The 12,235-nt window shown below is 60.7% G+C and carries 13 protein-coding genes; 4 read left to right on the top strand and 9 right to left on the bottom strand.

The window, feature by feature from the left end; all coding sequences use genetic code 11:
* Window positions 1–3 precede the first annotated feature (3 nt).
* A complete protein-coding gene (gene rlmD / locus KBY73_RS09075) occupies window positions 4–1,455 on the bottom strand; it encodes a 23S rRNA (uracil(1939)-C(5))-methyltransferase RlmD (protein WP_254936770.1) in 1,452 nt (483 codons plus the stop codon).
* A 114-nt stretch (window positions 1,456–1,569) separates the two neighbouring features.
* On the opposite strand from rlmD, the gene KBY73_RS09070 reads away from it, so the two are divergent.
* The gene (locus KBY73_RS09070) at window positions 1,570–2,064 is read left to right on the top strand and encodes an allophycocyanin subunit alpha-B (protein WP_254936769.1); all 495 of its coding nucleotides are present in this window, start codon (window positions 1,570–1,572) and stop codon (window positions 2,062–2,064) included.
* Window positions 2,065–2,934: 870 nt separating this feature from the next.
* Here KBY73_RS09070 and KBY73_RS09065 read toward each other — a convergent pair.
* Both KBY73_RS09065 and KBY73_RS09060 read right to left on the bottom strand, forming a co-directional pair.
* On the bottom strand, window positions 2,935–3,993 hold the full coding sequence (locus KBY73_RS09065; protein WP_254936768.1) for a J domain-containing protein: 1,059 nt from the start codon (window positions 3,991–3,993) through the stop codon (window positions 2,935–2,937).
* Between the two features lie 2 nt (window positions 3,994–3,995).
* Complete coding sequence (locus KBY73_RS09060; protein WP_254936962.1) at window positions 3,996–5,516, bottom strand: DUF3370 family protein; 1,521 nt, start codon at window positions 5,514–5,516, stop codon at window positions 3,996–3,998.
* A 308-nt stretch (window positions 5,517–5,824) separates the two neighbouring features.
* Here KBY73_RS09060 and KBY73_RS09055 point away from each other — a divergent pair, with 308 nt between their 5' ends.
* Complete coding sequence (locus KBY73_RS09055; protein WP_254936767.1) at window positions 5,825–6,019, top strand: sigma factor SigF; 195 nt, start codon at window positions 5,825–5,827, stop codon at window positions 6,017–6,019.
* Here KBY73_RS09055 and KBY73_RS09050 read toward each other — a convergent pair.
* From KBY73_RS09050 to KBY73_RS09030, 5 genes are all read right to left on the bottom strand, one after another.
* Window positions 5,967–6,767: a sigma-70 family RNA polymerase sigma factor gene (locus KBY73_RS09050; RefSeq protein ID WP_254936766.1), complete on the bottom strand. Its 801-nt coding sequence runs from the start codon at window positions 6,765–6,767 to the stop codon at window positions 5,967–5,969. The genes KBY73_RS09055 and KBY73_RS09050 overlap by 53 nt on opposite strands.
* A 95-nt stretch (window positions 6,768–6,862) precedes the next feature.
* Complete coding sequence (locus tag KBY73_RS09045; protein ID WP_254936765.1) at window positions 6,863–7,747, bottom strand: ATP adenylyltransferase; 885 nt, start codon at window positions 7,745–7,747, stop codon at window positions 6,863–6,865.
* Window positions 7,692–8,645 carry a SpoIID/LytB domain-containing protein gene (locus KBY73_RS09040; RefSeq protein ID WP_254936764.1) on the bottom strand — a complete coding sequence of 318 codons (954 nt, stop codon included), beginning with the start codon at window positions 8,643–8,645 and terminating at the stop codon, window positions 7,692–7,694. Before KBY73_RS09040 ends, KBY73_RS09045 begins: the two co-directional genes overlap by 56 nt.
* Window positions 8,646–8,722: 77 nt before the next feature.
* Window positions 8,723–9,631, bottom strand: a complete 909-nt coding sequence (locus KBY73_RS09035; protein ID WP_254936763.1) for a PhzF family phenazine biosynthesis protein — start codon at window positions 9,629–9,631, stop codon at window positions 8,723–8,725.
* A 20-nt stretch (window positions 9,632–9,651) separates the two neighbouring features.
* Window positions 9,652–10,626 carry an NAD(P)H-dependent glycerol-3-phosphate dehydrogenase gene (locus KBY73_RS09030; protein WP_254936762.1) on the bottom strand — a complete coding sequence of 325 codons (975 nt, stop codon included), beginning with the start codon at window positions 10,624–10,626 and terminating at the stop codon, window positions 9,652–9,654.
* Window positions 10,627–10,659: 33 nt separating this feature from the next.
* Here KBY73_RS09030 and KBY73_RS09025 point away from each other — a divergent pair, with 33 nt between their 5' ends.
* Window positions 10,660–11,415 (top strand): SDR family NAD(P)-dependent oxidoreductase, encoded by a 756-nt coding sequence (locus KBY73_RS09025; protein WP_254936761.1) that lies wholly within the window; start codon window positions 10,660–10,662, stop codon window positions 11,413–11,415.
* An 8-nt stretch (window positions 11,416–11,423) separates the two neighbouring features.
* On the opposite strand, the gene KBY73_RS09020 is transcribed toward KBY73_RS09025, so the two are convergent.
* Window positions 11,424–11,807: a DUF2237 family protein gene (locus KBY73_RS09020; protein ID WP_254936760.1), complete on the bottom strand. Its 384-nt coding sequence runs from the start codon at window positions 11,805–11,807 to the stop codon at window positions 11,424–11,426.
* A gap of 199 nt (window positions 11,808–12,006) precedes the next feature.
* On the opposite strand from KBY73_RS09020, the gene KBY73_RS09015 reads away from it, so the two are divergent.
* Window positions 12,007–12,234, top strand: a complete 228-nt coding sequence (locus KBY73_RS09015) for a hypothetical protein (RefSeq protein ID WP_254936759.1) — start codon at window positions 12,007–12,009, stop codon at window positions 12,232–12,234.
* Window position 12,235 lies beyond the last annotated feature (1 nt).

Genomic DNA, 12,235 nt, shown 5'->3' with positions numbered 1-12,235 from the left:
CCCCTACTCCGGCTCCGCTGCCTCAGGCTGCGGGGTTGGGATGCCGGCTCCGATACGGCTCAGAACGGTCAAAGTCTCTATGTGGCTTGTTTGGGGGAAAAAGTCGATCGGCTGAACGCTCTCCAAGCGATAACTACCGCCGCCAACCAGAAGAGCCAGGTCCCTGGCCAGGGTGGCGGGGTCGCAACTGAGGTAGAGCAGGTGGGCAGGGGGGCGTTCGATGATCGCCTGCAGGGTGGCGGGCTCCAGTCCCTTGCGGGGGGGATCGAGAAAGACCGCATCGCAGTGCACCAGGTGCTCAGCCAGGCACTCGGCCACCACTCCGGTCTCAAAGGTGGCTGATTCACTTAGGCCGTTTTCGCGGGCATTGGCCTTGGCTTGGTGCACGGCCTCGGGGCTTAGTTCAATGCCGTGAACGTGCCAGCCAGCCGCAGCCACCGGCAGGCTGTAAGTGCCAATGCCGCAGTAGGCATCGACCATCACGCCAGGCGCAGAGCCCGCAAGGGCGGCAAGCACCAGGGGCACAATTCGTTCAGCCTGCCTGGTATGGACCTGGAAAAAAGTGTCTGCTGCAATGCGCAGCTCGAGGTCACAGAAACGCTCCTGCACCCAGCCCCGACCAACCACCACGCGTGTCTCGGGACCCATCAGGGTGTTGGTAGCTAGGGGTTGCAGGTTCAGGCAGACCCCCACAAGGTCTGGCCAGCGGTGCATCCATTGGGCGGCCAGGATCTCGATGCCCTCCAGGTCTGGGGTGCTGCTTACCAGGGTGATCAGCAACTCGCCGGTATAGCTGCCGATTCGCAGGGCCAGATGGCGCAGGCCACCCCCCTCGCGGCAGTCGCGATCAACGGGCCAGTCACTGGTCTCAAGATCCGACTTAAGCGGTGCGATCAACGCGTCCAGGCGCGGATCAAGCACCGGGCACCGGTTCATATTGACAATCTTGTGGGTGCCAGGGCGATAAAAGCCAGCCCGCAACCGCCCGTCCTCGCAGCGCTCAAGCGGGATAATCGCCCTATTGCGATAGCCGAGCCCTTCTGGCGCAGCCATTAACGGCGCAACATCGGTATCAAGGTGGGCAATACGCCGCAGGGCATCAACGACTTTTTGGTGCTTCCAGTGCTGCTGCGCCGAGTCGTCGAGGTGCTGCAAACTGCAACCACCACAATCTTCAGCAAGGATGCACGGAGGTCTTCGCCGCTCCGGTGCCGGCTCAAGCACCTGCTGAAGCTCAGCCAACCAGTGGCGACGGGCCTTATGGGTGAGGCGTACCTTCGCCTGCTCCCCAGGCAAGGCACCAGCTACAAAGAGGACCCGATCTGCGAGGCGGGCTACGCCCTGCCCGTCATGGGATAGCCCAGTGATGGCCACCGTCACGGTCATGCCGGTGGACAGCTCGACGCCACTGCCCATGCCACCACCTGCGCCGTTGCCAAAGCTTTTAGTGCCCACGCCCGCATACCAATCCTTCACCCTACGTCGTGCAAAGGGGCGTTACACCTTGCGGCGGGGCACGGTGATCTTGCTGCGGAGTCGATACAGTGATGCACGCGTGTGGTCGCTGCGATGAGCGTCGTTCGGGATCTGATCCTTCAGGCTGATGATCAGCTGCGGTATCCCAGTGGCGGCGAGTTGCGCTCCATGGTGGAGTACCTCAGCCGGGGAGCCGAAAGGCTGGCGGTTGTTCGGGTTCTTACCGACAACGAGAAAAAAATTGTTGATGAGTCGGCCAAGCAGCTCTTCCAGCGCAACCCCGACTACGTGGCCCCCGGTGGCAATGCCTACGGCCAAAAGCAGCGGGCCCAGTGCCTGCGGGACTACAGCTGGTATCTACGCTTGGTGACCTACGGCGTTCTCGCCGGGAGCACCGAGATGATTCAACAGATTGGCCTGGTCGGTGCCCGTGAGATGTACAACAGCCTGGGCGTACCCATGCCAGGAATGGTGGACGCAATGCGCACCATGAAGGAAGCCTCGCTTGCCTTGCTGAGCACAGACCAGGCCTCCCTTGCCGGGCCTTACTTCGACTTTTTGATCCAGGGCATGCAAACCAGCACCTGATTCAGACAATCCAAACCAGCCGCAAGACCCGGAGGAGCGCCTGTCTCGTCCGGGTCTTTTTATTGGACTATTAATGCGTCCCAGCCGGGATGCAAGAGAATCACCGCTTGCCCGCACGGATGGAGCGGCAGGGCGTTGTTCAAGTTTTGATCTCTGGCGGCCGAGCTCGAACCCCAACCAGCACCCTTCTGCATAGTCTCATTCAAGACGCATTTTAAGTCTTAGCATGTGTCCTTGTTGAGATAACTGGTGATCCCGTCAGCCAGCTGCTTGGCGCCATCCACAGCCAGCAAGTTCTGGAGCTTCAACAAGCCTCACGAGTGGCCAGAAATGTCTGCGTACCTGTGTATGACACAGTGACGCAAGCACTTCAAGCAAGCTGCTGCAATGACTTTGAAACGAGACAGGCCATCTGGACCAGCCCACATCAGGTGACTGGACAAGCTGTTCAGCCCATTTTCTGGCCGCAGCAATAAGGAAGCCATAGAGGGCTATCCCCTAGGGACATACAAGTAGAAATACGGAAAAATTGGAAATCAGCCCAACTAGGCACGATCACCAGGGGAAATGCTCGCCTGCAGCCGGCTCAGCTATCTCATCCAAGACTGATTACTAGTCCAAACCCAAGACCAAGCTAATCAGGCCACGAATCCATATTCCCACCCTCCTCGGCCGAGACTTTTGACGAGACCAATAATAAATCTCTTATGAGAACAGCTAGATAGATTTCCGTCCAGCATCTGGGCAATCAAACGCTTGGCCTATAGAGATGCTGCAGCCAAGCAAGACGCAAAGCCACAGATCACTAGTCTCACGCAAGAATCAATTCAAGACCCATTACGCGTCTCAGCCAGGACTTGATATACGCGTCTATTCGTTGCGGTACAGCTCTTTCAGCAGCTGGTAGGCCTCGTTTAGGCGCCGCATGGTTTCTTCCGTGCCGCCAGAGTCGGGGTGATGGCTCATCGCCAACTCGCGGTAAGCCTCCCGTATTTGTCGCAAGGTGAGACGCTGGCCTGGTGCCGTTGGCAGTTGCAGCAGCTTCAAGGCTCCATGCAGGGTCATGGTGTGTTCCAGAGTCTGGAACGATGTGCCTTTACGTCGCTTGCGGAAACGATGAACAAAGCGCCTGATCAGCGTTGGTAAGCGAAGTTCCAGGGTGGAAGTGCTGAAGGGATCCTCCAGCAAACCTGCCATCACCATGACTCGCTCAAAAGTTGCGGGTTCCCTGCCCCAGCTGGGAGCCGTATTAGCCACCACATCGCAGGCAAGCGACCAAGTAAAAGGGCGCCCCTCACTCTGATCACTCTGGGCCCAAATGTCCTGAGCTAACCACACCATTGCGGCTTCCAGTACCGCCTCATTGGCAACCTTGCCGTAGAGCTCAAGCCAGTGGTCACGAGCTCTGGCCAGGGAGCGTTTGAGCACATCACCGCCTACATGGGGGAGGGGTTCTTGCGCCAGATCCATGGGTTGGCGTAGGGGCTGCAGACTGCGCTTGAGCTGGTCAGATTGACGCCTCACAAAGCCAGGTAAGTCAATGCCGCTCTGACGAGGGCGCACTTCCGCTGCCATCGACGCATCAACGTCGAAGTTGAAGGCAAATTCCGGATCAGCTGATTCCCGATCCAGGCATAGGTCTCCCCCGGAGCCTCTGGTCATCAACACCAACGCCCCCTGTTCGTTGAAGGTTGATTCCAGGCTGGTTTGTCCGCTCAGATAGCCATCAGGCAAGTGATTGCCGTCGTCGGCAAGAACTGAGGTCTCGACCTCCTCACTATTTGGGAAGATCTCTTGTAGCAAACGCTCAAAAGTGTCTCCGCGACTGCGGATGCCCCACTCCGCCCGCAGCGCATCAATTTTATCGAGCAAATCGACCGGCAGCTCCAGACTGAAGCGGCGACGATTGGGGTCCGCCGGCTTAGCCATGCCTAGCGGCCAATAAGGCCGCGCATCATCTCCTGCTGCGCTTCCAGGGCCTGCTGGTAGCGATCAACCAAGGATTGATTCCCAGGTGTTGAAGTCTGGTTGGGGGAATAACGCGGCTGTGAAATAGGCGGTGGTGGCGGTGGATTTGTTCTGAGGGGCGGCAGGCTGGGGAAACGTGGTTGCAGCACCAACGGGGTCATTTCTTCTGATCCATCCTGACCCTCAAGATCTTGATCAGGAATCGCAGGCAGGGACTGGGGGGGCCTCATCGCCGCGGGGGAGGCTGTGTTGCGAGCCAGCTCAAGCAAACGTTCTCGCTCCTTGACCATGGCTACCTGACTGGCTGGCACGATGCTGAGTAGGTGACCAGGGGTGGCATCGGCCGGATATACCAAACTGATCCGAACTGGGTTGGATACACCCCCCCGAAGATTCAAAGAGGTGAGAGGCAAACTTTGGCCAGAGCGCATGCCAACGTGCATTTCTTGAAGTCCTTCCTCTGTGCGCACTTGCAGTGATCCCCTGAAGGCGGTGAAAGGTTTACCAGTGCCTGAGGCGGTGGGGTGGCTGAGAACCAACTCATAGGGGCCAGCACCCTTGAGATTCAGATCGACATCAAAGCGAACGCCGTAGGTGCCCACATTGTCTAAGGATGAATCCAGCATGCGGCTTGCAAGAGGATTTACCTGGATCTCGCGGGTACCAAAATTATGGCGATTAGTACTGGTTAGGGGAATATGTAATGGGCCTTGCTGCGCGAGATTGTGGGTGAGGGTGGCTTGGTATGCATCACCTATGGCGACACCTCCCACACGGGAGAAAATGCGGCGGCTTTTGATGTCAGCAATGCGGTTCAGATAAACCCTGCCCGGGGCAAGACGGCCCTGATCCAAAATAGAGATTAGATCCCAGTCGCTATTGGGGTCCTTAGCCGCAACAACAGCCATCTGAAAAGGTCCATCACTTCTGCCTTTCAACAGGGCGTTAGCAATGCCGAGCGCAGGCAACTGGGTCTGAAATAGGACAATGCGGCTGCGAGCAGGAATAGTTATTTCCTGATTAAGTTTGGGATCTAGGCGACCGCGCAGAACCTGCACAGCGGTTGCATCTCCAGGGCCGGTATTCCAAGGACGAGGCCCGAGAGGTCTTACACCCATCTTGTAATTGACAAGATAGGGCGCCTCAAAGCTGTTGCGAACTGCACCGTTCTCAAAGCGGATGTGCACTGCCCGCAGGCCGGGATTGATCAGAATCAGCCCTAGGGTGAGTTCTGGACGCCTGGCAGTGGGCGATAGCTGGCGGCGGTTGGGGGGAAAATACTTGTGGTGCATGTGCACCCCAAAATCACCGTTGAAGGTGAATTCGGCATTGCGCAAGGGCCGGCCAGTCTCTTCGGCGTAGGCATAACCCGGCGCTGTGCTGATCAGGATCCCGGGGCCTTCAACCTCCTCAGGCTGGTTCGAGTGCAGAACCGGCACCTTGTTGAAGGTGCCGTTTAGGGGACGGGCCTGCTGGCCCGCCATTAGAGCTACGTAAGCGGCCGCTGGCAACGCCTGCAATAAGCCGAGGGGAACCCCCAAGGCAGCTGCTATCAGCAGTTTGAACGGCCGCAACGGAAATCTGGAAATCAGGGGGTTGGGTTTGAGTGCAATGGCCCCGACTCCACAAGGGTATGACGGGCAGTCGGTTGCAAACCCAGATTGAGAGCTCTTACAGGGGCTTGGAAGGGAACTGACCGAAGGGTGTTTCGGGGCCATCGCTGGGGGAGAAACACGACACTCGGCAAGCCCGTCAGGCTCGCTAGAACCTTAATGACCTTTCCTACTTTCTCATGCTTCCCCTCCTGGGCTGCTGTGGCAGCGTTGATGACGGTGGTGCTGTTAGCTGGAGGCGTCACCAAGAGCGCAAGCTGCGCATGCTTCAGTTCTGGCGGGACGGTGTGGAACGCCAGCTGGCAGCCATGAATGCCTCGATCAGCACGCTGGAGCGACAGATGGAGCGCGATGCGACCTCGGCTGGCAGCTGAGAGTTGAAAACGCGTCTGCATTGAGCAGGGCGGCGCGCATCTGTGCCAAGCCCTGCTTGAGCCTCCGCTGCACGGTCATCGGACTCACCTGAAGCAGCGCTGCCGTGCGCCGGTAGCTCCAGCCCGAGAGCACTACCTTCTGGATCACATGACGTAATCCGGGCTCAAGGCAAGCCAGTTGCTGACGCACTTCAGCTCCCTGATAGTCCCAGCCATCCGCGCCGGTGAATTCAGACTCCCAGGACCTGCCGCTACAACCCTCCTGAAGTCTGGTTTCCTCATAGCCAGTCTCCAGCTCAAGAGGCCTGGCCAGCGCTTGTCCACGTAGCAGTTCTTGCCATTGTTCAAGGCTGAGCTCCAGAGCTAGGCGCAGATCTTCGGCACTGGGCTCCTGCCCATGGCCACTGCTCCAGCTGGCCTTCAGTTGACGCAGCTTGTCGTGCAGCTCCATCTGCCGGCGCGGTAACCGCACGGCTGATGCCGAATCGCGCAAGTAATGCAGGATGGCGCCCCGGATGTGGGGTCTGGCAAAGGCCTCGAAAGGAGTTGCTGTTTGCGGTTGATAGAGCTCAGCTGCTCGTAGCAGGCCCATCAGACCCACCTGAACCAGGTCGTCGAGGGGCTCGGGACAGCGGCGGCTGTAGTGCACAGCAATTGGCGTCACCAGACCGCGGTACTGGTTCACCCTCTGATTACGTTGTTGCAGGGCTCGGCGGCTGAGGGATTTGTTTTTGATCGATTGGGTCATGGGCTGAAGTTGGTTTGGCAGGGTGTTTGTTCCCTTCCTTTCCAACCAGCCGCGGCGGGGCCCTACTGCGCAACCGAAAAATTACGGAATGTCGATCACAAGCCCTTGTCGGGAGCAGCGGCAACCGCCTGCAGTAAGTACCAAGGGCCCTCTCGCTCCAGCAGCTCGAGATCGGACCTTTCCGTGGCCAGCAGATAGCCAGCAAAGGCGAGGGCATTGAGGCTGAAGCCAGCGCAATGTTCCTGGGTGCGCCGCACAGTAAGCAGCCAGTTGTCGTCGAAGAGCAGGTTGTATGGGTGCCTGGGCTGGGAGTCCTGGTGGGGATGGCCCAAGCCCAGCTGCTCGGCATGCTCCAGGTAAAGGGCGGGTAGATCCCTACCCCCGAGGGCATCTGTGCGGCGACTCAGCCGATAGGCCCAAGGCCAGGGCCGCTCGCCCCTATCCAGCTGAGCCTGGATTGCCGCAGACAGGGGTGTGCTGGCTTCTCCAACTCGGCGGGGCAGCAGCTGTAGATGCCGGTGGGGCTGGCTGGCGCCAGAGGCGGCACAACTGTTGAAGAACCACAGCCCACCGGTGTCACTGGCCAGGAGAGAGACCCCGCGCCAGTCGTCCGCAGAAAGCCAGCCGCATTGCGGCTGCCAGGAGTCCGTGATCAGGAGCAGATGGCCCGCCTGCACTGGATATTTGTTGAGCAGCACCACATGGCCGCTGCTGAGCCGTTCCACTTCCAGAGCTTGCTCCCAGGGCAAAAAGGGATTGGGCTTAGGGCCACCACGGCGTAGGTGTTTGGGGGTGGTGCTCAGCAAACGCCGCAACACAAATGGCTGGTGCTGTGGGGCAGCCAGGACCTCGGTAGCTAGGGGAACCAGGGAGCCGCTGGCCTGCGCCTGGCTGGATAACTGCAGCGCCTGCTGCCAGATGCGCTCAGCTCGCACCAGCCTTGAGGCGCGCCAGAGATGCTCCCTGGTAGTAGTGACCAAGAATCTGGTTGTAGCGATAGCCCTGCTTAGCCAGATCCTGGGCGCCGTGCTGGCTCATGCTTGCGCCGAGATGGCCGTGGGCTTCCAGGGATATCTGGCGGTTAGCGGCATAAAGACTTTCCACGATGGCGCCCTGATAGCTGAGGATCATGCCGGCAGTGCTAGCGGCAGCCTGGCGGGTGCGTTCGTTGCTGCTGGATAGGCCCTTGTAGGCCTGCCAGCGTGTTGTGTCACCAAGATGCCAGTGGCGGTTGGCTGGGCGAGCCATGTGGGCGAGGGCATAGGAGCGGGCGGCTACGGCCTGGGCGCGCAGAGCATCTAGCGACCAGCTGCTCGGCATCTCAGCTCCAACCACGCCACCGATGTAGGTCTCCAGACCAACGTGATTGACCACCCTGAGCCCGCCACTATCCGGAATCAAACGCAGGCGACCTCCATAGGGGCGGCCGTTGACCAATAGGGAGCTCCCACTGGTCTGAAGCCAGGCTTCTGGCCCCTGGAGCCAGAGTTCACTGAGGTTCACCGAACTGCCGGCGCCACCCTGCTGGAGCAGCTGGCCGTCTCGGCTGACAACCTGCCAGGCTCCGCTGGCGGAGAGATCGGGGTTGGCGCCGGCGCCAAGTAGGGCGACGCGGATTTCCAGATCAACTCCCGGACCCGCTTCGGGCTCAGCCAGGCCGAGGCTGGCAGTGGCATTGGCAGCTGCTTGAGGGGTTGCCCGGCGCGCCTCGAGACGGCGCAATTGCTCAGCTGCGGTAGTCGTGTCTTGCGCCGGGGGCGGCGAATCAACAAGGGCATCCAGCAACTCGCCATGGGCGGCCCCATAGGGTCGGGGAGCTAGGCCCTGGGCCGCAAATCCCACCGCCACCGCCACAACAGCCATTGGGCCAGCCAGCATCAGTCGCCGGCTGAAGAGACCATCCAGGCGTAGTCCTCTCTTTGGGAGTAAATCTCTTTTCTGGAGTAACCCCTGATTCAGGCGCAGGCGACCAGGGAAGCCCAGGACTCGGCTCCGGAGCCATCGGCATGCACCTGCAATGTGCCGTTCCAAAGGAGATGGCCCGAACCGCTAAGTCGGATCATGCCCGAAGAAGCGCCATCGCACACCAACCCCCCCGGCCGCGGCGAGCACTGCCAACCCACTACGGAGCAGCGGCCTAGGCGATCGAGCCAAAAAGGGGCAACCAGCGCGTGGGCAGAGCCAGTAACTGGATCCTCATCAATGCCAAGCCCTGGAGCGAAGAAACGCAGCTGGTAGTCCGCTGGCCGTCCAAGCACGCAGGGACCGTCGTTTATCGATGCGGTCTCGATGGCCTGCATCAACACCAAGCCGGCCCGATCAGAACCCTCTAATTCCGCAGCCAGGCCAGGCAACTGGGCCAGCGCGACCTCTGGCGCTAGCAAGGCCACCCGATAACCGAGGCCTGAGCTCCAGTAGGCCAGGGGTGAGGCTCCTAGACGTTCATGCAGTAACCGGATAAGCGTTGGCGATGGCTCGGCCGGCAGCAGACCAGCGCTGGGCAGCACCAGCTGCCCTGAGCTGCCGCTGGCATCAAGGGCTACCGCCAGGGGGCCACTGCGGGTGAACAGCTCCAATCTCCTGCCGGGCGCCAGCTGCTGCCAGTGGCCCAAGGCCAGCAGGGCGGCGAGGGTGGCATGGCCGCAGAGGGGGACTTCGCAGCTGGGGGTGAACCAGCGCAGCGTCCAGCGGCCTTGCTGCTGCAGCAAAAAAGCCGTCTCAGACTGGTTGAGACTGCGGGCAATGGCCTGCAGGGCAACATCGCCCATGGGCTGGTCTAGATGCACCACGGCCGCGCCGTTGCCGCAACAGGGCCCATCAGCAAAAGCCTCAACCAGCACAGCTGGCAGGGCGACAAGTGGCACGACGGCAGAGCCAGGCAAGCTCATGCTTGCTGCCACTCCGGCCGCAGATCGCGCTCCATCAGAGCCTTGACGGCGGCGGCAGGGGTGGTGCGGCCTTCGAGCACCAGCACAACCTGTTCAGAGATCGGCAGATGCCAGCCTTTACGGATTGCAAGCTGCAGGGCTGCTCTGGCCGTGCGCGGACCCTCAACTGTTGCTGAGATGCGCTCACTTGCCTGCTGTTCGCTGCAGCCCTCGGCCAGAAGCACGCCGCAGCGATAGTTGCGGCTGAGGCTGCTGTTGGCGGTGGCCAACAAATCACCCAAGCCAGCCAGGCCATAGAGAGTGCTGGTGGCACCACCTAAACCCTCCAACACCACACCAATCTCGGCTAGGCCCCGGCAGAGCAGGGATGCCTTGGCGTTCGCACCTAAAGCCAGACCGTCGGAGATGCCGGCCGCTACGGCCATAACGTTTTTGAGTGCCCCGGCGGCCTCGGTGCCAATCGGATCTGTGTTTGTGTAAAGCCGTAGCGAAGTGTCGCTGAGCTGTTGCTGAAAGCGGCGGGCTAGATCCTGATCCGCAGCTGCGATCACACTGGCCGCTGGTAGCCCTTGGCGCACCTCGGTTGCCAGATTCGGCCCACTCAGCACCAGCAAGGGGGCACCCGCCAACTGGTTTGACCAGAGCTGGGTGGCAGTTGCCAGCAGCTGGAGATCCAACCCCTTGCTGCAGCTCAATAGGGGCAATCCGGCGGGCCAATGGGGAGCCAGCTGCTCAGCCAGGGGCTGGACCCCTGCCATGGCTACCGCCGAAACCACCAGATCCTGGTTGGCAAGCAGCTCCACTGGATTGGTGCCAGAGCGCCGGGACCAACCCGTAACGATGTGACCTTGCTGACCCCAGCGCTCAAGCAGGGTCTGCCCCCAAGCCCCCAGGCCCAACACGGCGATGCGAATGCCCATCGACTCCGAAGCAGCAGGCAGGTAGGCACTGCCATCATGCGGCAGGTCCATGGGTGCGGCTTCAGCTCTGAAATTTTTGTGGCAATGAGCTCAGCTTCGCCCTGGCAGCACTGGCATGGCACAGGCCTAGTGGTGGGGTGTGGCGGTATCGGCCAGGCCCTGCTCCAGGAGCTGGGACGAATCGCCCCGGGGCTGCAGCTTGTGGGAGCCTCACGCCAGGACTGGCGTTTGCCGGGGGATCCCCTGTGGCGCGGGGTCGGGTTTTTACCGCTGGATCTCACCGACGACTCCAGCCTCTCGGCGTTGGCAGCAAGCCTGGAGAATCGCCCCCCCCTGCGGCTGGTGATCAATACGGCCGGCCTGCTGCATGGGCCCCTGCTCTACCCGGAAAAGCGCCTCAGTCAGGTGAATCGCCAGGCCCTAGAGCGCAGCTTTGCGGTGAATGCTTTTGCGCCCCTGCTGCTGGCCCAGGCGATCGAATCCCTGTTTAGCCCCGCAGACCCATTTCATTTCGCCAGCCTTTCGGCCCGAGTGGGGAGCATCGGCGACAACCACCTTGGTGGCTGGTACGCCTACCGAGCCGCCAAGGCTGCCCAAAATCAGATGCTGCGCACCCTGGCCCTGGAATGGGCTCGCAGAAAGCCAAAGGGGTGTGTGAGTCTGCTACACCCCGGAACCACGGCCACGGGCCTCTCCGCCCCCTTCCAGGCCGGTGTGCCGCCAGATCGGCTGTTCAGTCCAGAGCGCGCTGCTCAGCAGCTGCTCAACGTATTGGCGGCGCTTGGGCCGCAACAGACTGGGCAGTTCTGGGCCTGGGATGGGCAGCAAATCGCCTGGTAGCTCTCAAATCAAGCAGCGTTTGCTTGCAGGATTGCTAAGGAAATCACCTCCAGAGCGGAATCCTCCGTGGCCTCTAAGCGCACAGGTGGCGCCATACCGTCCTCGTAGGCCTCAAGCCAGCGCGGCGCACACACACACCAATGGTCTCCAGGCTTGAGACCGGGGAAGCCATAGGCAGGCGCCGGGGTGCTGAGGTCGTTTCCCTGGGCCTGGCTGTAGCGCAAGAAGGCATCGCTAACGACACAGCAGACGCTGTGACGACCCAGGTCGGCCGCATTTGTACGGCAATGACCATCGCGGAACCAACCTGTCATTGGTTGGCAACCGCACACCACCAAGGGTTCACCCAGCACATTTAGCGAAGCGGAAGCAGGCAGGCTGGAATCGCTCACGGGAACCGGGGAAAATGTGGATAGCTCCAGTCTGGCCAGGCAGTTCGGAGGTTGCAGCACTGCTCTGAGGTCAAGCTTCAGAGCTATGTCAAAGGCAACACACCCGCACAAAGTTGGGCTGGGTGGTTGACGGATTCCGGGGGGGAGGCGTTAAAGGTCGAAGAGCGCGTTCACCCTGTCTTTCAGCGCGGCCCCCTTCATGAGCTGGGAATTCACCGAAGACGCGGCCTTTCTGGCCCTCTGCGACGCGTACAAAGAAAGCGGTGAACCCTCCGCCATGGAATTCCTCGCCCACGGCGAAGGGGCTTTCCATTTCCAGGAACTCACCCAGAACGCCGCCGGCGAAGGCATCGACCTGAGCGACTCCTCCAACCTGGAGGAGTTTCAGCAGGAGGTGATCGACGCTCTCGAAGAGCTGTGCAGCTAGA

It is taken from the genome of Cyanobium sp. Tous-M-B4, from assembly GCF_024345395.1.
Lineage (GTDB): Bacteria > Cyanobacteriota > Cyanobacteriia > PCC-6307 > Cyanobiaceae > Cyanobium_A.
The sequence above is the reverse complement of the archived record's forward strand: the minus strand, read 5'-3'. Positions and strand labels throughout refer to the sequence as shown.